At 42.0% G+C, this 21,858-nt stretch carries 14 protein-coding genes and 1 pseudogene; 7 read left to right on the top strand and 8 right to left on the bottom strand.

Annotated elements, in window-relative coordinates; genetic code table 11:
* Window positions 1–49: 49 nt before the first annotated feature.
* From D0T57_RS02060 to D0T57_RS02045, 4 genes and pseudogenes are all read right to left on the bottom strand, one after another.
* Window positions 50–1,963, bottom strand: coding sequence for an ATP-dependent DNA helicase RecQ (locus D0T57_RS02060; RefSeq protein ID WP_163270382.1), 1,914 nt, complete (start codon window positions 1,961–1,963; stop codon window positions 50–52).
* A gap of 190 nt (window positions 1,964–2,153) precedes the next feature.
* On the bottom strand, window positions 2,154–3,881 hold the full coding sequence (gene recJ / locus D0T57_RS02055) for a single-stranded-DNA-specific exonuclease RecJ (RefSeq protein ID WP_163270380.1): 1,728 nt from the start codon (window positions 3,879–3,881) through the stop codon (window positions 2,154–2,156).
* 302 nt (window positions 3,882–4,183) lie between these two features.
* Window positions 4,184–4,969 carry a pyrroline-5-carboxylate reductase gene (proC, locus tag D0T57_RS02050; RefSeq protein ID WP_163270378.1) on the bottom strand — a complete coding sequence of 262 codons (786 nt, stop codon included), beginning with the start codon at window positions 4,967–4,969 and terminating at the stop codon, window positions 4,184–4,186.
* A gap of 406 nt (window positions 4,970–5,375) precedes the next feature.
* Window positions 5,376–5,754, bottom strand: a pseudogene (locus tag D0T57_RS02045) (DUF488 domain-containing protein).
* 368 nt (window positions 5,755–6,122) lie between these two features.
* Here D0T57_RS02045 and D0T57_RS02040 point away from each other — a divergent pair.
* Both D0T57_RS02040 and D0T57_RS02035 read left to right on the top strand, forming a co-directional pair.
* A complete protein-coding gene (locus tag D0T57_RS02040; protein ID WP_163270376.1) occupies window positions 6,123–7,577 on the top strand; it encodes an amino acid permease in 1,455 nt (484 codons plus the stop codon).
* 76 nt (window positions 7,578–7,653) lie between these two features.
* A complete protein-coding gene (locus tag D0T57_RS02035) occupies window positions 7,654–9,345 on the top strand; it encodes a M23 family metallopeptidase (RefSeq protein ID WP_163270374.1) in 1,692 nt (563 codons plus the stop codon).
* Window positions 9,346–9,407: 62 nt separating this feature from the next.
* Here D0T57_RS02035 and D0T57_RS02030 read toward each other — a convergent pair whose 3' ends face one another.
* Window positions 9,408–10,238 (bottom strand): TerC family protein, encoded by an 831-nt coding sequence (locus D0T57_RS02030; protein WP_163270372.1) that lies wholly within the window; start codon window positions 10,236–10,238, stop codon window positions 9,408–9,410.
* 336 nt (window positions 10,239–10,574) lie between these two features.
* Here D0T57_RS02030 and D0T57_RS02025 point away from each other — a divergent pair, with 336 nt between their 5' ends.
* On the top strand, window positions 10,575–11,801 hold the full coding sequence (locus tag D0T57_RS02025) for an HD domain-containing protein (RefSeq protein WP_163270370.1): 1,227 nt from the start codon (window positions 10,575–10,577) through the stop codon (window positions 11,799–11,801).
* Window positions 11,802–11,829: 28 nt separating this feature from the next.
* Here the strand turns inward: D0T57_RS02025 and pflA are convergent, their stop codons facing one another.
* The gene (gene pflA, locus D0T57_RS02020) at window positions 11,830–12,546 is read right to left on the bottom strand and encodes a pyruvate formate-lyase-activating protein (protein ID WP_163270368.1); all 717 of its coding nucleotides are present in this window, start codon (window positions 12,544–12,546) and stop codon (window positions 11,830–11,832) included.
* A gap of 113 nt (window positions 12,547–12,659) precedes the next feature.
* Entirely contained in the window at window positions 12,660–14,891 is a 2,232-nt protein-coding gene (gene pflB / locus D0T57_RS02015) for a formate C-acetyltransferase (protein WP_163270366.1), read from the bottom strand.
* Window positions 14,892–15,422: 531 nt separating this feature from the next.
* Between pflB and D0T57_RS02010 the strand changes: the two genes are divergently transcribed.
* Together D0T57_RS02010 and D0T57_RS02005 are read left to right on the top strand one after the other, a co-directional pair.
* Window positions 15,423–16,817 carry a sensor histidine kinase KdpD gene (locus D0T57_RS02010; RefSeq protein ID WP_163270365.1) on the top strand — a complete coding sequence of 465 codons (1,395 nt, stop codon included), beginning with the start codon at window positions 15,423–15,425 and terminating at the stop codon, window positions 16,815–16,817.
* Window positions 16,814–17,491, top strand: coding sequence for a response regulator transcription factor (locus D0T57_RS02005; protein ID WP_163270363.1), 678 nt, complete (start codon window positions 16,814–16,816; stop codon window positions 17,489–17,491). The genes D0T57_RS02010 and D0T57_RS02005 overlap by 4 nt, the downstream gene beginning before the upstream one ends.
* A 200-nt stretch (window positions 17,492–17,691) precedes the next feature.
* Here the strand turns inward: D0T57_RS02005 and alaS are convergent, their stop codons facing one another.
* The gene (gene alaS / locus D0T57_RS02000) at window positions 17,692–20,310 is read right to left on the bottom strand and encodes an alanine--tRNA ligase (RefSeq protein WP_163270628.1); all 2,619 of its coding nucleotides are present in this window, start codon (window positions 20,308–20,310) and stop codon (window positions 17,692–17,694) included.
* Between the two features lie 174 nt (window positions 20,311–20,484).
* On the opposite strand from alaS, the gene D0T57_RS01995 reads away from it, so the two are divergent.
* Both D0T57_RS01995 and D0T57_RS01990 read left to right on the top strand, forming a co-directional pair.
* Window positions 20,485–21,456 (top strand): M23 family metallopeptidase, encoded by a 972-nt coding sequence (locus D0T57_RS01995; protein ID WP_163270361.1) that lies wholly within the window; start codon window positions 20,485–20,487, stop codon window positions 21,454–21,456.
* An 18-nt stretch (window positions 21,457–21,474) separates the two neighbouring features.
* On the top strand, window positions 21,475–21,813 hold the full coding sequence (locus tag D0T57_RS01990; protein ID WP_163270359.1) for a MerR family transcriptional regulator: 339 nt from the start codon (window positions 21,475–21,477) through the stop codon (window positions 21,811–21,813).
* Window positions 21,814–21,858 lie beyond the last annotated feature (45 nt).

The following is a 21,858-nucleotide window of genomic DNA, read 5'->3' as shown; positions in this document are numbered from 1 at the left end:
AACTATTTAAACTATCTTATTTTAGAGAAAAAATATAAGGCAGGGACTATTACTTATTTTCATGGCTTGTAAGGGAAATGCGTTCCCCGTCCATTTTCAATTCCCGCTTGTCTATCATAAAACGGATAACTGCAATAATATGTTTTTCCTGATATTGGGATAAGCTTGAAATTATAGTTTTTATAGGAATAGCCTTGTCTTCCAGCAATTTTTTCAATTCTAGTACTATTTCGTTGAATGCCGCATCTGACAGCTTATCTGCATTTTTGCTTTTACAGGTATCGCAAAATCCGCAGTTTTTTGTTTCCTTTTCGCCGAAATATGTTAAAAGAAGGCGGCTGCGGCAAATATCTGTTTGTCCGGCGTAGTGATTCATTGCTTCGATACGTTTTTCGAAACGGTTTTTCCGTTCTTCGTTTACTATACGCGGAATCATCAAGTGCCTGCTTTCCATGCGCGGACGGGTATAGGCTATCAGGGGCGTTTTCTTATGGGGAATATAATCTATAATGTTCTTTTTCGAAAGTTGCTTTAGTATCTCATATACATCTCTCCGTGTACTGTCGGTACGCCGTGCTATTTCTTCTTCGTCTATTGTGGCATAATTGGCAAACAAGCCTGTATAGAGGCGCAAAGTGGTATTGATAACCATTTCTACCTCCTTCTCAAAGTTGTAATGGTAAAGTTCGTCGCGATATATGGTAAACATCAGCCGCGAACGATTGTCTACCTCATCGGTATATTCTATATACCCTGCCAGATCGAGTATTTTCAATGCGTTGTGGGTTGGCAGAAGGGGAAGCTTGTAAACGGCACAAAACTGCCTGATACTGAAATCGTGAATCATACCCACTCCATAGCCTTCTGCCACCTGAAAGAAGTATGCCAATGAATCGTACACATGGTGAATAAATTCTTTGTCGGGAAATTCGTCACGGACACGTTTTTCCAGTTTTGCCGTATCATTCTTGTGGTATAATATGACTGCAAAGGATCTGTTTCCGTCACGTCCGCCACGTCCGGCTTCCTGAAAATATTCTTCAATGGAATTTGGCAAATCCATATGTACCACAAGGCGTACATCAGGTTTGTCTATACCCATTCCAAACGCATTGGTGGACACTATAATACGGGTCTCTCCGGTCTTCCATGCGTTTTGTTTCCTGGTTTTCTCAGCATTGCTAAGCCCTGCATGGTAGAAGTCGGACGAGAAACCGTTTTGTATCAGGTAGTCCGAAATTTCTTTAGTCTTTTGCCGGCTCCGTACATAGATTATTGTCGAGCCTTTTACTTTTTCTAATATCTTGACTAGCTCGCCCGGTTTGTCTTCCGTATTTCTGACAGTATATGTGAGGTTTCTCCGCTCGAAACTTTTTTGGAAAACATTTTTTTTTGCAAAATGAAGTTTGGCTTGTATATCGTCTATTACCTCGGGCGTAGCTGTGGCTGTGAGTGCCAGTACGGGTACTTCGGGGATATGCTGCCGTATTTCGGATATCTTAAGGTATAAGGGGCGGAAATCGTAACCCCATTGCGAGATACAATGCGCTTCGTCTACCACAAGCAGGCAGACATTCATATCTTTCAACTTGCTCAGGAATAGTTGGGTGGCAAGCCGTTCGGGCGATACATACAGGAATTTGAAGTCGCCGAAAATAGCGTTTTCCAACGTGGTGATAATTTCCTGCCGCGTCATACCCGAATATACGGCAAGGGCTTTTATCCCCCTTTCGCGTAGATTGTCCACCTGATCTTTCATCAGGGCTATAAGGGGGGTAACTACAATGCAAAGACCCTCCATAGCCATTGCTGGCACCTGGAAGGTCAATGATTTGCCGCCTCCTGTGGGCATCAGCCCCAGTGTATCTTTTTTGTTGCTTACCGAATGGATAATATCTTCCTGCAAAGGGCGGAACTCATCGTAGCCCCAATATTGCTTCAATATTTTGTGAAAGGTATCCATCGTTTAATATGCTGATTAATTAATGTGCCAATATGCCAATAAGATTTGATTAAACAATTGGCACATTGGCATATTAACTAATTAATTCTTTATCGGCTGTACTTCTATTTTCATATCAACACCATCCAAGGCTTTTCCTCTCGTGTCTTTGTCAGATTCTACCTGTTTCATTTTTGAAGAATCTATTGGTTTATGACATTTGTCCGGTATCTATATCTTTTACATAGAGTTGGATGTTCGTTTTGCCATTGTGCACATTCTCTTCCAGTGTGTAGCATATATCGAACGGCTCTCCGCTTTTCACGCGTTCGTAACTGTCGTTCTGACGGAAAGCTATGCCATTGACAGGGTGCGCACTGCTGCGGTCTATCATTTCCAGCTTAATGTGTACATTATTCTTGCCCACAAGTTTGCTTGTACCATAATCCATCACATTGCACGATACGAAAATAGGATTGAGGTTTTCGGGCCCGAATGGAGCAAAACTTTTCAGGTCGTCGATAAATTTAGGAGTTACATCTTTGAATGTCAGTCCGGCATCTATCGTGATTTGCGGACGCATCATTTCCGGAGCAATCATATCCATCGACATGGCATCGAAACGGCGTTTAAATTCCGCAAGGTTTTCTTCCTTCAGCGATAAGCCTGCTGCATACGTATGGCCTCCAAAGTTTTCGAGGATATCTTTACATGCCTCTATAGCTTTGTAGACATCGAAGCCCATAACAGAACGTGCCGAACCTGTAATAAGATCGTTCGATTTGGTGAGCACTACCGCCGGCCGTAGATATTTCTCGGTAAGGCGCGAGGCCACTATGCCTATAACACCCTTATGCCATGTTTCGTTGTAGACTACAATGCTTTTCTTTTTCTTCATATCCAATGTTTCGTCTATGAAGTGTATAGCCTCGTCGGTAATACGTTTATCCAGTTCGCGGCGAAAGTCGTTGTAATGGTCTACATTGGTGCTCTTTTTGCGGGCATCTTCTATCGAACTGGCAAGAAGCAGGTCGACAGCTTCTTTCCCTTTCATCATCCGTCCCGAAGCATTTATGCGCGGGCCTATTTTAAATATGATGTCGTTGATAGTGATATTCTTGTATGTAAGCCCACATATTTCGATAATGCCTTTGAGCCCCAAGCTGGGATTGGAGTTTATCTGTTTCAATCCGTAGTAGGTCAGCACACGGTTTTCACCTGTAATGGGCACAATGTCGGATGCAACGCTTACGGCGACAAGGTCGAGCAGGTCGGTCAGTTCCGAGAATGCTATTTTGTTGTTTTGCGCCAATGCCTGCGCCAGTTTGAAGCCTACTCCGCAACCGGAAAGGTGTTCGTAGGGATAGGTAGAATCGGTACGTTTGGCATCTATTACCGCTATAGCATCGGGCAGAGTATCATCGGGCATATGGTGGTCGCCAATAATAAAATCTATTCCTTTGCTTTTAGCATATGCTACTTTTTCGATGGCCTTTATTCCGCAATCGAGGGCTATGATGAGTTTTACACCTGTCTGTTCGGCGTAGTCTATTCCCTGCTCGGAGATACCATAACCTTCGTCGTAACGGTCGGGGATATAGTAATCGAGGTTTGTTGTAAACTTCCGCAAAAATTTGTAGACAAGTGCTACGGCAGTTGTTCCGTCCACATCATAATCGCCATATATCAAAATACGCTCTTTTTGTCCTAATGCCTTTTCTATCCTGTCTATGGCTTTATCCATATCGGGCAATAAGAAAGGATCGTGTAAATCGCTCAGGTTGGGATGAAAGAATTTCTGTGCATCCTCTTCGAGCAGTATTCCTCTCTGTATCAATAGTTGGCAAAGGACAGGACTGATGCCTAATTCCTTCGCGAGCTTATCTCTGTGTTCTTTTTGCGGGGTGGTCAGGTCTTCGTAATTCCATTTGTAAATCATTATATATAGTTTTTCTTTCTTCTGTCTCGGCGGAGTGGCTTACTGTTTTTTTAGGCAAAACTAAATGCCCTTTCAATAAAGTCATCCCGAAAGTATCCCTTTTTATCGGCGAAAAGTACGGATAGTAGGAATATGTAAAGATAATATATATAACTGAATTGATTATAGCGAATTTGCCATTTTCTTGTGAAGAATGTTATAATAATCTATAAAGCAAACAGATATACTCGTTCAATTATCTATTATGTATCTAATACATATATTAAACAAATATACCTGTAGGAAAGATTACCGTTGTGGAATTATTTTATATTGCTGGCCTTAAGTCCTTTTATTACGGCAGAGGTGAACCCGGCGTGTTCCATTTCGTTGATCCCTTTTATTGTTATTCCTCCCGGAGTGGTCACTTTGTCTATTTCCTGTTCGGGATGGTTGCCGCTGGCTTCGAGTAGTTCTATTGCTCCGCGAAGTGTCTGTAAGATGCCTGCTTTTGCCTGTTCGGGATATACGCCCATCTCTATTCCGCCTTCCATTGCAGCCCTGATATAACGGAAAGCAAAGGCTATTCCGCACGATGTGAGCGAGGTTAGAGCTGGGATCATTTTTTCGTCTACAATCTCGGTTTTGCCTAATAGCGAAAAGATGAATGCTACTTGGTTTTGTTGCTCTTTATTGGCGTTTAGCGATGTAATATATGTCATACTTTGCCTTACGGCTATTGCTGTATTGGGTACAACCCTGAATACGGCGTGTGATGCAGATGTCCATTGTTGCAACTGCGCAAGGGTAACAACAGCAGCTACAGAAACTATAAGCTGTTTGGGGTTGCTTAGGAGATTTTTATGAGTATGCAATAGTTCTTCTACCATCCAGGGCTTTACGGCAACGATAACTATATCGGCTTCCTGCAGTGATGAATAGTCGGCAACGACAATATTCAACTTATCGGATACAGCTTTCAGCCGTTCCATATTTTTGCCCCTGTGGTCTATTACAGTGATGTTTTCGGGTAGTACGGAGCCACTGGCAGCTAGCCCGGAGGCTATAGCCCCCCCCATGTTTCCTGCACCTATTATTGATATTTTCATAAATCTAAGAGTCTGTTTAAATTTTATAGCAAATCTCAGGGCAAACGCATGAAATTTATCCAAACTCAATTCTGAGCTTTGTAGGGGCGAATTATCATTCGCCCGCAGATTTCCCCTATTCCGGGCGAATGATAATTCGCCCCTACAGTAGTCAAAACTGGAATATCATTTTTTCATGCGTTTGCTCTGTAGCAAATCTTTTTTATAGCTGTTTTTAGATGGATTTTATGTATTTTACTTGCTGGTTTAGCGGGCTAAACCGAGAGTAAAATGTGTAAAATACGCTAAAAAGAGCTATAAAAAAGTTGCTAAGAACTATACTAAAGAACCTATAAGAAATATTTTCGCTAAAATTTAAACAGGCTCTAAGTATTATGGATATATCAGACAAAGGTAATAAAAACGATTATACTTTATGATATGATTCTTTTTGCATCTTGTCAAGAAAAGCTTTTAACAACTTTGCATGATTATGCTCAGCTTCTTTGGATGCATATAGAAGGGTCACTTCTTTTTTCGATTTTATCATATCAAGAAATTCTTTTACAGCTTCCGATTTGTTTAGTTCTATATTATACATTGCGGCAAAGGAGTCCCATCGTTTCTCCGGGTCGAGGTGAAACCATTTTCTCAGGTCGGGAGAAGGTGTTATATCTTTTTCCCAGAGATCGAACTTGAGATCTTCTTTCTTTACACCTCTGGGCCACAAGCGGTCTACTAGTACTCTGAAGCCATCGTTTTCGTTGTAGGGTGTCATATACGCGTTTCAACTTAATCACTGTCATATTCCATTTGTTTTGTATATAAATAGAAAACACAAATGCTTCTATTTTTGTTTAATACAAAATGCTTATAGCCTGTTTAAATTTTAGCGAAAATATTTCTTATAGGTTCTATTATATGGTTCTTAGCAACTTTTTTATGCTCTTTTTAGCGTATTTTTCACATTTTACTCTCGGTTTAGCCCGCTAAACCAGCGAGCAAAACACGTAAAATTCATCTAAAAATAGCTATAAAAAAGTTCTGCTATAAAATTTAAACAGGCTCTTAGTTTTTATTAATTTATTTCAAATCAAAGTTTTTTATCTAAAAGATTGAATCAATACAAAATAATTACGCCTAAATCGTTATTTTTACACAAATCGTTTTTAATATGAATATAAACAGGTTGTTCAAGAAAAAAGATATTTCGACTATACTAAACGAACCGGGAAATTCACACAATGGGCTTAAGCGAAGCCTCTCAGCCACCAATCTGATTGCGTTGGGCATTGGGGCGATAGTAGGAACCGGTATTTTTGTCATTACCGGACAGGCTGCTGCGGCTTATGCAGGCCCGGCATTGACTATTTCCTTTGTAATATCGGCTGTAGGCTGTGTAATGGCGGGGCTTTGTTATGCCGAATTTGCTGCTATGATTCCGGTTTCGGGCAGTGTCTATTCCTACAGTTATACCACAATGGGCGAGATGCTGGCCTGGTTTATCGGATGGATATTAATACTCGAATACCTGTTTGCCTGTTCGAGTGTCGCAGTAGGCTGGTCGGGCTACATGCTTAGCCTGCTCGAAGGGTGGGGGATTCACATTCCCTGGCAGATAGCGGGTGCAACGTTCGATCACCTAAAAGATGGTAGCTGGGTCTGGACGGGGCGTATTATCAATTTTCCTGCTGTATTTATTGTCGGTTTTGTCTCGGCTTTTCTTATCGGGGGCATCAAGCAATCGGCTTGGGTGAATAATATTATAGTGGTTATCAAAGTCAGTGTTATACTGCTGTTTATCGGTTTCGGGCTGTCTTATATAGACACAAGCAACTGGACACCCTATATCCCAGAGAATACAGGGGAATTTGGGTCGTATGGCTGGAGCGGTATCCTGCGCGGCGCGGCAGTCGTGTTTTATGCCTATCTGGGCTTCGATGCACTGTCTACAGCAGCAGGCGAAGCGCGCAATCCGCAGAAAGACATGCCAAAAGGAATACTTATATCATTACTTATATGTGCCCTGCTGTATATAGGGGTTACAACGGTGCTTACGGGTATTGTCAACTACAAAGAACTGAATGTGGCAGCACCTATAGCCTTGGCTATCGACCGCGCGGGCGAAGGCTTGGCTTGGTTAAGCCCGTTTATCAAGCTTGGTGCTATTGCGGGGCTTAGTTCTGTTATTTTAGTTATGATGCTAGGCCAATCGCGTATTTATTATGCCATCTCGAAAGATGGATTACTGCCAAAAGTATTTTCGAAAGTACATGATAAACACGGAGTGCCTCACAATGCGACTATATTTGCCAGTGTCATTACTGCCCTTATAGCAGGTTTGTTCCCGTTGCATGTGTTGAGCGAACTGGTGTCTATAGGAACTCTGATGGCATTTTCGATAGTGTGCATATCTATCATTGTGCTGCGTAAGACCCAGCCGGATCTGAAGCGTCCGTTCAAAACTCCTTTCGTTCCGGTAATACCTATACTGGGCGCATTGATTTGTATTGCACAGATGGCAGCATTGCCTTGGAGCACATGGGTACGGCTGATAGGGTGGACTGTTTTAGGTTTCATAATTTACTTTTCGTACGGGCTGAAACATAGCAAGTTGAATGATAAGTAAAAGAGGTTTTTAGATATATATTTTGTTCATCAGCTTTTTATAGATTACTTTTGCACCTGTTTTTTTAAAGATATAAATGAAAAGAATAATCACTCTACTTGCCATACTATATGCTGTTACAATTTCGGCACAAGAACATAAATACCGCTCGCCTCTCGATATACCGCTAATACTAAGCGCCAACTTCGGCGAGTTGCGCCCGAACCATTTCCATACGGGTGTCGATCTGAAAACGGAAGGTGTTATCAACAAGCCTGTGTACAGTATAGAAGATGGGTATGTATCGCGTATATCGGTTTCGCCGTCGGGTTATGGGCTGGCTCTATATATCGACTATCCTGCAACAGGGCATACAAGCGTATACGGACACTTGGAAAAATATGCTCCCGAAATAGCGAAGTATGTGAAAGATAAGCAATACGAGCAAGAAAGTTTCAGGGTAGACCTGAGGCTTAAACCAACGGAAATACCAGTAAAAAAAGGACAACTGGTAGCATATAGCGGCAATACAGGTTCGTCGGGAGGCCCGCATGTGCATTTCGAGATAAGAAAGACGGCTGACGATGTAGCCCTGGATCCGATAGAATATTACAAAATGGATATAAAAGACAACCGTGCACCGGAAATACGCGCTATCGCTATTTTTCCGTTGAACGAAGAGGGTGCTGTGGAATTTAGCCGTGATATTTACAGAAAAAATATACCTGTACTCAAAAACGGGAATTATGCCCAATGGAAAGATACGGTAGAGGTATGGGGCAAAATCGGTTTCGGTGTGTCGGCATACGACCGGATGACGGGAACGGCTAATATTTATGGAGTAAGGAAAGTAAGGCTCTATTGCGACAGTGTAATGATATTTTCGTCGGATGTGTCGTCTGTAGACTTCAACCGGACGAGGATGATAAATAGCATGACAGACTTCGACTATTGGTACAGGACGAAAAAGTTTGTCGAAAAATCGTTTGTCGAACCAGGAAACAAATTACCTATATATACAGCTGCTAATAATGGATATTTGTATATAAATGAAAACCGCATATACAGCCTTCGCTACGAACTGGAAGATTTGTATGGAAACAAAACGCAGTATCCTTTCTTTGTAAAAGGAAGGGAGCAGACCATCCCGCAAAAAAGAAGATGTACTGCGCGTATGGTTTGGAACAATGACAATAACTATGCGGCAGACGGCTTTTCTATAAACATACCTAAAGATTTCTTATACGATGACCTTTGCTTCATGTTGAAAAAAACGGAACAGAAAGGGTATTTATCCAGCGTATATAGTGTTAATGACTCCTTTGTGCCTTTACACAATTATTGTGATATGTCTATTGCCCTCAAAAAAGATTCGATAGCCAACAAATCGCAATATGGTGTTGTCCGCCTCAATGCCAAAGGTGGGTATAGCTGGGTAGGCGGCAAATATGAAAATGGAAAAGTGACTGCCCGTATCCGCGAGTTGGGGCATTCATATGCTATAACAACAGATACCAAGGCTCCTGTTATCACCCCTGTCAGTCCGGCATCGTGGGTCAAAGCCCGTGAAATAAAGATCAGGATTTCGGATGATAAGAGTGGGGTAGCATCGTATAAAGGAACAATAGATGGAAAGTTCGTATTGTTCGAGAAAGATGTAAAATCTCCTTTCTATCGCTACAAGTTCGATGCCGCACGATTGACCAAAGGGCAAAAGCATAAGTTTGTCTTTATAGCAACCGATGGTTGTGGCAACGAAAGCAAATATGAATATGAGTTCAGGTATTGATTAAATTCGTATTGGCTGTTTCCTCCCCACTATAAATTGAGAGAGGAAACAGCGAAATGTTATTATTCTTTTTCCTCTTCTATCAATTCCGAGTCTTTAAGCTTTACAGGTGTTGATTTCTTCTGTAGTTTCATATTCAGAAATTCTACCAGCAGGGAGAATGCGATGGCAAAGTAGATATAGCCTTTCGGTATTTCTCCTACAGTGGAGCCAAAAACAGATATGTGCGACAAATGAGCCGATTCTACTATAAGCATTACTCCTATCAGTATAAGAAACGATAAGCCAAGCATTTGTATAGTAGGGTGTTCGTTGACAAATTTGCTTACAGGCCCCGAAAACAGAAGCATTACCAATACAGCAATTACAACGGCCGTTACCATAATAGCCATAGCTCCGGCATATCCAAATTCGCTGAAACTGACCAGGCCGACGGCAGTAAGTACACTGTCGAACGAGAATACAATATCGAGTGCTACTATCTGTACTATAACGCCAACGAAGCTTGTTCCCGATTTGGCTTTAACGGTATCGTTTTCGCCTTCCAGTTTGTGGTGTATTTCGGTTACACTTTTATACAATAGGAATAAGCCCCCGACGCCGATGATTATGCTCTGCCCCGAAACCGATCCGTCGAACCATGCTGTGTCGAACGAAAATATGGGCTGCGTAAGTTTCATAAGCCACGATATGCAGAATAATAATAATATCCTGAAAACCATAGCCAACAATAGGCCTGTCGTCCGGGCTTTGGGTTGCTCCTTAGCCGGAAGTTTCGATGACATGATAGACAAAAATACAATGTTGTCTATTCCTAATACTATTTCAAGAAAGGCCAGTGTCAGTAGGGCAATCCAAGCACTTGGCAAGAGAAAGACTTCTATTATTTCCATGTTTTTTGCGACAAATTTAATAACTAATTTATCACAAATGGAAAATTTCAATTAACTTTTTCCAGATAATTCCTGATAACAGTATCTCCGTCTGTTTTATCCAATCCCAGATAATACCTGATCTTGATAACTAACCTTTTTAATTTTCCTTTCATATTCTTACTTAGCTTTCCTTATATAACAAAGATAATCAATCTCTTTGCGTATTTCGTGCCATTTTCCGGACGTATTATATTGATTCATTTCATTTATCGAAACAGATAAAATTTTTAGTATAGTATCTGACTGTTTGTATGTCTTGATAAAATTTTAACTTTGTAGGCTCTTTTATATATTATGGCAGAAAGAAAAAAAATAATAAACGATCCGGTATTTGGTTTTATAACTATTCCCAATACCTTCTTATACAACCTTATTCAGCACCCCGTAGTTCAACGCCTGCAACAGATAAAACAACTGGGGCTGGCTTCTTTTGTATATCCCGGTGCGCAACATACACGGCTACACCATTCTATTGGCGCTATGTACCTTATGAGCGAAGCCATAAACAACTTGCGTGCAAGGGGGCATGAAATAACACCCGAGGAAGCAAATGGGGCAATGGCTTGCATACTGTTGCACGATGTAGGGCATGGCCCGTTTTCGCATGTATTGGAATATACATTGATGCATGGTGTACGTCACGAAAGACTATCGCTGGCTATAATGCAAATGCTCAACGAGGAGATGAAGGGAGCGTTGGATATTAGCATATCAATATTCAAAGACGAATACCCGAAAAGATTCTTGCACCAACTCGTCAGTGGGCAACTCGATGTAGACCGACTCGATTACCTCCGCCGCGACAGCTTCTTTACAGGTGTGACGGAAGGCAATATAGGTTCGGCACGTATAATCAAGATGCTCGACCTGAAAAACGACCGTCTGGTGGTGGAGGCAAAAGGGATATACTCTATCGAAAACTTCCTGATGGCTCGCAGGCTTATGTACTGGCAGGTGTATCTGCACAAGACGGCTGTGGCTGCCGAAAAAATGATGATAAGCACTTTTCGCCGTGCTAAATACCTTGTGCAAAAAGGAGAGAAGTTGTTTGCATCGCCATCTTTGCTGTACTTTTTAGAGAAAAATGTTGATGCAGTGTTTTTCGAAGAAAATAAGCAAGAAGTTTTGCAGCACTTTGTAAATCTGGATGATAATGATATCTGGTGTGCGCTGAAAGTATGGATAGACCATGAGGATGTCGTTTTGTCCAAACTTAGTTCGTGCCTGATAAACAGGAAACTGTTTAAGATAGAGATATCGAATGCGCCGTTGCCAGCCGAAAAAATGGATGGGTATATAAAGAATTATATGCACGAGTTTTCTATCACCGAGGAAGAGGCTTCTTACTTCTGCTCTTCCGACATCGTTTATACGAATATGTATAGTGAGGTAGACGACAGCATAGATATATTGTACAATGATGGTACAATAAAAGATATTTCCGAGGCATCGGATATGCTGAATATTCAATTGTTATCGAAGAAGGTGGAGAAATATTATTTTACCTATATGCGATTGTAAGTTCCCCTTGGGGGATTGAGGGGGCTTGTCACACAGGTAATCCGTGATTCTTAAAAATCTCCTCCGCCTGCTTTATCTCTTCATTTGTAGGAGGCTGTACTTCTTTTAGTTTATAATCCTTTTCCATCTTTTCCCACTTGTGGATACCCATTTGGTGGAATGGCAGTATGTCTACACGTTCTACATTACTGAAGCCGGAAATATATCTTGCCCAATCGTTAAGGTCTTGCTCATCGTTGCTATAGCCGGGTACAAGTACATAACGCACCCAAACGGGTTTGTTTATTTCGGCAAGGTATTCTATAAATCGTAATGTAGGCTCTAAAGGACGTGTAGTGAGTTCCTCGTATTTCTTAGGATTGATATGTTTTACATCGAGAAGTACCAAGTCTGTTTGATCTAAAACAGTTTTTACCTTATCGTTGAATATATATCCCGATGTATCTATAGCTGTGTGCATACCTTCCTGCTTGCACAAACGGAAAAGTTCGAGGATAAAATCGGGTTGCAGCAAAGGCTCTCCACCCGAAACGGTCACACCCCCTTTTACGAAATTCTTTACCTTGACCACTTCGGCAAACGCCTCTTGTGGAGCCATCTCATAGGTATTGTCCTTCATATTCCATGTATCAGGATTATGACAGTAAAGGCAACGCAGCGGGCAGCCTTGCAGGAAGAATACAAAACGGATGCCTGGGCCGTCTTTTGTCCCGAAGGATTCGAATGAGTGTATATAGCCGTTCATATCAGTTACAAGTTACGAGGTTACAAGTTACAAGATTTTGTTTTATAAAACAATTACGAGCTACAATATCACTAAATGACTTGTAACTCGTAACTTGTAACTTAGTAACTATATTAAATAGTAGTTGTTATCGTTCTGTTTATCACATCCAACTGCTGCTCACGAGTCAGTTTTACAAAGTTGACAGCATAGCCCGAAACACGGATTGTAAGCTGAGGATAATTCTCAGGATGCTCCATTGCATCTACCAGCAGTTCGCGGTCGAATACATTTACATTCAGGTGATGCCCTGTTTGCAGGAAGTATCCATCGAGTAATCCCGAAAGGTTTTGAGCCTCTTCGTCCTTGTTCTTACCCAATGTGTTAGGGGTAATGGCAAATGTATAAGAAATACCGTCGTTGGCATGTTCGAAAGGTAGTTTGGCCACAGACGAAAGCGATGCTACAGCGCCTTTGGTGTCGCGTCCGTGCATAGGGTTTGCACCCGGAGCAAAAGGTGTTCCGTCGCGGCGTCCATCAGGCGTATTACCTGTTTTCTTACCATATACTACATTCGAAGTAATAGTCAATACCGATTGGGTAGGGATTGCATCTTTATACATCTTACGCTTACGGATTTTGTTCATAAACGTTTCTACGATGTCTATTGCAAACTGGTCGGTATTGTCGTCATTGTTTCCGAACGGTACATAGCTGCCTTCGTTTACATAATCGACTGCATCGCCGTCAGCATCCCTTATTATGCGTACCTTACCATATTTAATAGCGGCAAACGAGTCGGCAATAATAGAAAGCCCTGATACACCGAATGCTTGTGTACGGACAATATCTACATCGTGCAAAGCCATTTCGAGTGCTTCGTACGAATATTTATCGTGCATATAGTGGATGATATTCAATGCTTTTACATACGTTTCGGCAACCCAGTCGAGCGTACGGTCAAATTTTTCCCATACTTCATCAAAGTCAAGGTAATCGCCTGATACTTTTTCTACCCAGTGCTTAGGCAATACCTGTGCTTTTGTTTTCTCGTCCTTACCTCCATTGATAGTATAAAGCAATGCTTTAGGCAGGTTGGCACGTGCTCCGAAAAACTGCATCTGGTGACCGATACGCATAGGAGATACACAGCAGGCAATACCATAGTCGTCACCCAGTTGCGGACGCATCAGGTCGTCATTCTCATATTGTAGCGACGATGTGTCGATAGATACCTTCGCGCAATATTTCTTCCAGGCCTCCGGCAAACGTTCGCTCCAAAGAACAGTAAGGTTTGGCTCAGGTGCAGGCCCCAGGTTGTACAGTGTGTGCAGCATACGGTAGCTATTCTTAGTTACCATCGAACGTCCTTGGTTGGTCATACCACCCAGCGATTCGGTTACCCATACAGGATCTCCCGAGAACAGTTCGTTGTATTCGTTGGTACGGAGGAAACGGACGATGCGAAGCTTCATTACGAAATGGTCTATCATTTCCTGTGCTTCTCGCTCTGTAATCACGCCTTCTCTGAGGTCGCGTTCAATATATATGTCGAGGAAAGTAGTTACACGTCCCAGGCTCATTGCCGCACCGTTCTGGTCTTTGATAGCACCCAGATAACCGAAGTATGTCCATTGGATTGCTTCTTGTGCATTCTTTGCAGGGTTCGAGATGTCGAAGCCATAAGAAGCAGCCATACGTTTTAGCGCTTTCAGTGCAGATATTTGCGTATTCAGTTCTTCGCGCAAGCGGATCAATTCGTCTGTCATCACAATAGGATCACACTCTTTGTAACGCTTTTCGCGCTCAGCCATCAGGCGGTCTACACCATAAAGTGCAATACGGCGGTAGTCGCCGATAATGCGTCCGCGTCCGTAAGCATCGGGCAGGCCGGTCAACAAACCGTTGCTGCGTGCGCGACGGATACTGTCGGTGTATGCAGAAAATACCCCTTCGTTATGCGTTTTGCGGTATTTTGTAAATATTTCGGTAGTAATAGGATCCAGTTCGTATCCGTATTCCTTGAGGCTTTGTTGTACCATGCGAAGCCCACCGTTAGGGAAGATGGCTCTTTTGAGAGGTTTGTCGGTTTGCACACCTACTATTTTTTCCAGGTCTTTGTCGATATAGCCGGCTCCATACGCATCTATCTGCGAAGGAATTTTTGTTTCTGCATCATAAACGCCTTTTTCCTTTTCTGTTTTGAACATTTCGCTTAGCTTGTCCCATAGTTTGGTTGTTGCTTCTGTTGCACCTTCAAGAAAAGATTCGTCGCCGGTATATTCCGTGTAATTTTTAAGAATAAAATCGTTTACTTCAATTTTGTCTTTCCACTTCGTACCTTTAAAATCTCTATAAGCTTCCATAGTTATTTAGTAATAAAAAATAAATTTTTCCGTAGATAACCGAGAAGCCTTATTTGATGGAAGGGAGAAGCAATACCAGTGTCCAAACCTTTGTCAGAATCGGGCAGAATTGATATTTATTCCAGCCTGCAAAACTAAATCTCTCTGTTATTTCCGGTATTGTTAATAAGGGACTACAAAGGTACGACACAAAGCTTGTATTTACAAAAAAATAATGATAATAGCTGATAAATAATAACTATCGAAATGGTGAGTTTTGTTATATAGTGTTATCGCTATTTCAAGTAAAGCCTCTGTTTTGTATTTTTGTACATGTACTAAGAGCCAGTTTAAATTTTAGCGAAAATATTTCTTATAGGTTCTTTAGTATAGTTCTTAGCAACTTTTTTATGCTCTTTTTAGCGTATTTTCCACATTTTGCTCTCGGTTTAGCCCGCTAAACCAGCAAGTAAAATACATAAAATCCATCTAAAAACAGCTATAAAAAAGATTTGCTATAAAATTTAAACAGACTCTAATTGCTTTCACCTTATGAAATTCCGTATAAAATCCATTGCATTTTTCATCTTACTTATGCTTGTACTGGTATGCGGGTATCAGGCATATTGGCTTGTCAGCTTCCACAACGAACAATATGATAAGATGGAGGCGGCAATAATGACAGCGCTGGGTAATGCCGATTTCAAAGAAATAGCAATGCGTATTACCACAATACACGAATTGCAGAAGGACGATAGCATACCTATACAAAATCAGAATAAGGTTCTTCACTATCCTGGTGTCATTATGCCCGATGTAGTGGTCAGGATAGAAAGTACGCGCGAAGACGGTGTTAAAATATGGGACGATGCAAAGAGTATGAATGTATCGGTACAGCAAGGGTTTCATCGTACTGTCGATACATTAAAAGCTATTGATTTCCTCCGGTTCGACAGTTTACTGCATGCTGAATTAAGTTCTCTGGAAATAAATATCCCTTATTACCTGGAGTGTGTCAATATAGAAACCGATTCAGTACTGATGCGGTTGCCGGAAGATATTTCGCAAAATGAAAGAGTGAAATACGAAGAATTTGTCTTTCCTTTCTCCGAAGATAAAAAGCAAGCTTATCATTTATACCTGAAACAGCCCCGTTGGCATATATTCAAAAGTATGCTTGGGCTTGTAGCCATTTCGGTGCTTATGGTCGCGCTGCTTATCATATCGTATGTTTATTTGCTGAGGATAATATTGCGGCAGAAGACAATAGATGAAATAAAGGGGGATTTTATCAATAATATGACGCATGAACTCAAAACACCTATCTCAGTAACCTACGCAGCGATAGATGGCTTACAGAATTTCGGAATAGGTGACGATTCTGAAAAGAGAGATAAATACCTATCTATATCCAAAGACCAGCTTATGTACTTGAACAGCCTCGTAGAGCAGATACTCAATATGTCGGTAGAAGAGCGTAAGAACCTCAAATTGAACCCTGTCGACATCCATCTGGCAGAAATATTTGAAGACCAAAGGAACAAATTCCTCCTAAATGCTCCTAAACCGATAGAAATAGAGATAGAAATAACCCCGCCCGATTTGGAAATAAGAGGAGACAAAATCCATTTTATGAACATAATGAGCAACCTGATAGAAAATGCTGTAAAATATTCCGGCGATAGTGTGTTTATTAAGCTGTCGGCATATAAGGAAGGCGGGAAGAAAATAGTGTCTGTATCCGACAATGGTATCGGTATCCCTAACGGAGTACAGGATAGGATTTTCGATAAGTTTTACCGGGTTTCTACGGGGAATATCCACAATGTGAAAGGCTATGGCTTGGGCTTGTCGTATGTGAAGACAATAGTGGAGAAACACGGATGGAAAATACAGGTGGATAGCAAAGAGGGTAGGGGATCACACTTTATAATAGAAGTTGTATGAAAATAAAAGTTTTGTTGGTAGAAGATGAGCCTGCTTTGTCGATGATTATAAAAGACACATTGGAAAAGAGGGATTTTGAAGTAGAATGTGCTGCGAATGGCAATGAGGGGTTGGAGCTGTTCCATAAAACCAACCCCGACATCGTAGTGGCTGACATAATGATGCCCAAACTCGACGGATTCAGTATGACCCAGCTTATACGCCAGAGCGACAAGGTTACGCCAATTCTTTTCCTTAGTGCAAAATCGAAAACAGATGATGTGGTTCAAGGCTTCGAAATAGGAGGGAACGACTATCTGAAAAAACCGTTTGGTATGGAAGAGCTTATTGTCCGTATCAAGGCCTTGCTCAACCGTGTAAATACTGAGAAACCAAAAAATAAGATATACGAAATAGGAGCATATACATTCGACCCTCTTATGCAGAAACTTAGCCATAGCCAAAAAGTGGAAATCTTATCACATCGCGAATCGGCTATACTCGAATGCCTGTGTTCCAATCAGAATAATATTGTGGAAAATAAGGCCATACTGCTGGAACTGTGGGGCGACGACAGTTTCTTCAATACACGGAGCCTGCATGTATTTATGGTAAAACTCCGTAAAAAGTTGAGCCTCGACAACCGTGTACAGATAATCAACATCCGAGGGGTAGGGTATAAGATGATTTTCTGAAGTTTATCTATCTTCCTATCCGGATCTTTATAGATTATACAAGCTGCTGGCGCACTTCGCCATTGTTAACATAAAGACCATGCCTTGGGCTACAAGAAAAGGGGGCTGTGCTAAAAGTCGGCTAGCCCCTTTTTGTATCAAACCGGACGTACAGGTATATGACAAAGAAAACAACCTGAAAGAACGTGAGTTTGATACTATTACTTTATTTTCTCTAAAATCTCTTGCTGTGCAGTGGTAAGTCCGTCTGTATTCTTTCCTCCGGCAGTGGCAAAATGAGGTTGTCCTCCTCCTCCTCCTTGTATATTGCGGGCAGCATCGCGAACTATCTGCGAAGCGTTTAAGCTGTGATCTTTCACCAGATCGTCGCTCAGCATAAGCGTCAGTAGCGGCTTGCCTTCGGCAGCAGTAGCACCAACGAAAGCTGCATTTTGAGGAAATTCGCCCTTTATCTGGAAAGCGATGTCTTTTACGATATCGGCAGGAATAGGGCCTTGCAGGACGAATACATCTATTCCGTTGATCACCTGCTTTTTCTTTATTATTACCTCTTTCAGCTGGATTGTCTTTTCTTTCACATATTCCTCCATCTTTTTCTTCATCTCTGCATTTTCCTCAAAAAACTTATGCAAAGCCTGAGTAAGATTAGGTGTATTATTGAATAAGGATTTTATTTCGGAAAGCACATCTTGCTGAGTATAAAAATAGTCTTCGCACGCTTGTGCCGATATCGCTTCTATACGGCGGATACCTGCCGCGATAGAACTCTCGTTGATAATACGGAACGAACCGATACGTCCTGTGGAAGAAATATGCGTTCCCCCGCAAAGTTCGACCGAATCGCCGAATTTTACGACACGTACATCGTCCCCGTATTTTTCGCCAAAAAGAGCCATAGCACCCATCTCCTTTGCCTCGGCAATAGGTATATGACGCATCTCTACCTGTGTGATATTTTCACGGATCTTGCCTGTTACATAGCGTTCTACCTTACGGATTTCCTTATCCGTCAGTTTTTGGAAATGCGAAAAGTCGAAACGAAGCAATGTAGGCGATACGTACGAACCTTTTTGCTCTACATGGTTACCCAGTATTTTACGCAAGCCTTCGTGTAGTAAGTGAGTGGCAGTGTGGTTGCACTCTGTAGCAATGCGATTTTTGCTGTTGATGCGGGCTACGAATGTAGCAGTTACATCCTGAGGCAACTTGGAGGAGATATGCACTGCCAGGTTGTTTTCGCGTTTAGTGTCTGTGATTTCAACTTCATTATCTCCATCTATCAACCAACCGCTGTCTCCTACCTGCCCACCCATTTCGGCATAGAAAGGTGTATAAGTCAATACTATCTGGTAGTATTCTTTATTCTTCTGTTTTACCTTACGGTAACGCAATATCTCGGTTTCGTATTCTGTAAAATCGTAGCCGACAAACTCGGTGGCACCTTCTTTTAGCGTTACCCAATCTTCGGTTTCCACGCTGGCAGCATTGCGGGCACGGTCTTTTTGCTTTTGCATTTCGGCATCGAATCCGTTTTTATCTACCGACATTCCGTTTTCGCGAAGGATCAATTCCGTCAGGTCGAGCGGAAAACCATAAGTATCGTACAGCGTAAAGGCATCTGCCCCATTGAGGACTACGCTGTTTTTAGCCTTTGTGTCGGCTATTTGCTTATCCAACAACTTGATACCTGTATCCAATGTGCGAAGGAAAGATTCTTCTTCTTCCTTCATTACTTTCTCTATCAGGGTTTGTTGCTGTACAAGTTCGGGATAAGCATCGCCCATTGTTTCTATCAATGCTGGTATAAGCCTATACATAAACGACTTATGCTGGCCAAGGAAAGTGTAACCGTAGCGCACGGCACGGCGAAGGATACGACGGATCACATATCCGGCCTTTGCATTCGATGGCAGTTGCCCGTCGGTAATAGAAAAAGCGATAGTGCGTATATGGTCGGCAATGACACGCATTGCTATATCTTTCTTTTCATCTTGCCCGTATGTGCTTCCTGTAATCTCGCCTATCGACCTTATTATAGTCTGGAATACATCGGTGTCGTAGTTAGAAGTTTTGCCTTGTACGGCCATGCAAAGGCGCTCGAATCCCATACCTGTATCTATCACTTTTGCGGGCAGTGGCTCAAGCGACTTGTCGGCTTTGCGGTTGTATTGCATAAATACAAGGTTCCATATTTCGATAACCTGTGGATGGCTTTCATTTACCAGTGCCAATGCGTTTACTTTAGCCCTTTCGTCATCCGGGCGCAGGTCTATATGTATTTCAGAGCATGGGCCGCACGGGCCTGTGTCGCCCATTTCCCAGAAGTTGTCTTTTTTGTTTCCATTTATAATCCTGTCCTTAGGCAGGTATTTTTCCCAGTATCCGGCTGCTTCATCATCGCGGTCGAGCCCTTCTTCGGGGCTACCTTCGAATACGGTGACATACAGGCGGTCTTTGTCCAACTTGATTACTTCGGTAAGATATTCCCATGCCCACTCTATCGCTTCTTTCTTGAAATAGTCGCCAAACGACCAATTGCCCAGCATCTCGAACATGGTATGGTGATATGTATCGTGCCCTACTTCTTCGAGGTCGTTGTGCTTGCCGCTTACGCGGAGGCATTTTTGAGAGTCTGCCACACGCGGATATTTGATAGGTGCATTACCCAGAATAATATCTTTAAACTGGTTCATCCCGGCATTGGTAAACATAAGTGTGGGGTCGTCCTTGATAACCATAGGAGCAGATGGTACAATCTGGTGTCCTTTCGATTCGAAGAAAGATTTGAAAGAGTTACGGATTTCTTTAGAAGTCATAATTTAGTTACTAGTTACAAGTAAACAAGTTACACGTTTAAGATTTATTCTTTAGCATCACCAATTTGCTAATTTTCACATTTTTGTATTTACACAATGGTGTTTCAATTTGCAAAAATAGTTCAAAAACTTTACTTTTGTCGAACTCGCGCAATAAAAATAGCGAAATGTTCTAAAATGAAGCGAAAGATTTATTACCGGTACAACCCTCAAACACTCACATACGAAAGAATTTATCCCAGCACAAAAGATAAAATCTTCACGGTTTTCCGTCATTTAATATCAGGAATCGTGGTCGGGGTGGCTGCGTTGATACTCTTCCAATACTTTGTAGGGACTCCCTGGAGTCAGGAACGCAACAAGAACGACAAACTGAAAGATGCACAGATAGAAGTGATATCGAAGAAGGCTGACGAAATGATAAACGTGCTGAAAGATATGCAGCAACGCGACGACAACCTCTACCGTGCCATATTCCATTCCGATCCTTTGCCGGCTTCCATCCGCAGTTCGGGTGTGGGCAGCCTTGCCCGGTACGAGCATTTGGAAGAAGTATCGAACGCCAATCTGATAATACAGACTACCAAGAAGATAGACTATATAGCCAAGCAAATATATATCCAGTCCAATTCTTTCGACGAAGTACTGGAAATGGCAAAAAACCAGAAAGACCGCCTGAAACACATTCCCAGCATACAGCCCGTACCTAACAAGTTCCTCAAAAAAATGGCGTCGGGATACGGTATGCGTATAGACCCTATATATGGTACGGCACGTTTCCATGCAGGGATGGACTTTTCTGCTGATATAGGTACACCCGTATATGCTACGGGCGATGGGGTGGTCACCTATGCCGACTGGCGGCAAGGATATGGAAAATGTATCATCGTCGACCACGGGTTTGGCTATACGACCCTTTATGCCCACCTGAGCGAATACAAAGTGATGTCGGGGCAGAAAGTTACTCGTGGCGAACAGATTGCCGAAGTAGGGAATACCGGAAAATCGACAGGCCCGCACCTGCATTACGAAGTAAGGGTGAAAGGTGAGCCTGACAATCCTGCCAAATATTACTTCATGGATCTTACCCCCGAAGAATATGATAAAATGCTGCAAATAGCCGCCAACCACGGACAGGTAATGGATTAAAATCACTACCTTTATTCCATGAAAATAGACTTGGAAAATAGCGACCGCCTGTACTACTCCATCAAGGAGGTAGCTGCGCATTTCGATGTGAATGAGTCGTTGCTACGCTTTTGGGAAAACAAGTTTAGCATTATCAAGCCGAAGAAAACAGAAACGGGAATCCGTCAATACACTAAAGCCGATATAGATAGTATTGCGCTTGTGTATCATCTGGTTAAAGTGAAAAATATGAAATTGGAAGGCGCACGACAAACACTCAAAACAAAATTAGACGAAGAATCGCGTAAATTCCAGATACTACAAAAACTGGAACAGATAAAAAAGGAACTGGAGGACTTGGAAAGGGAATTTGAATAAATCTGAAGAGGCTGTCCTACTTTTGGGACCCACCACTCTTAGCAC

The sequence above is a fragment of the Dysgonomonas sp. 511 genome (genome assembly GCF_010501105.1).
Classification (GTDB): domain Bacteria; phylum Bacteroidota; class Bacteroidia; order Bacteroidales; family Dysgonomonadaceae; genus Dysgonomonas.
Note: the sequence above shows the minus strand (reverse complement) of the source record. Positions and strands in the feature narration are given on the sequence as shown.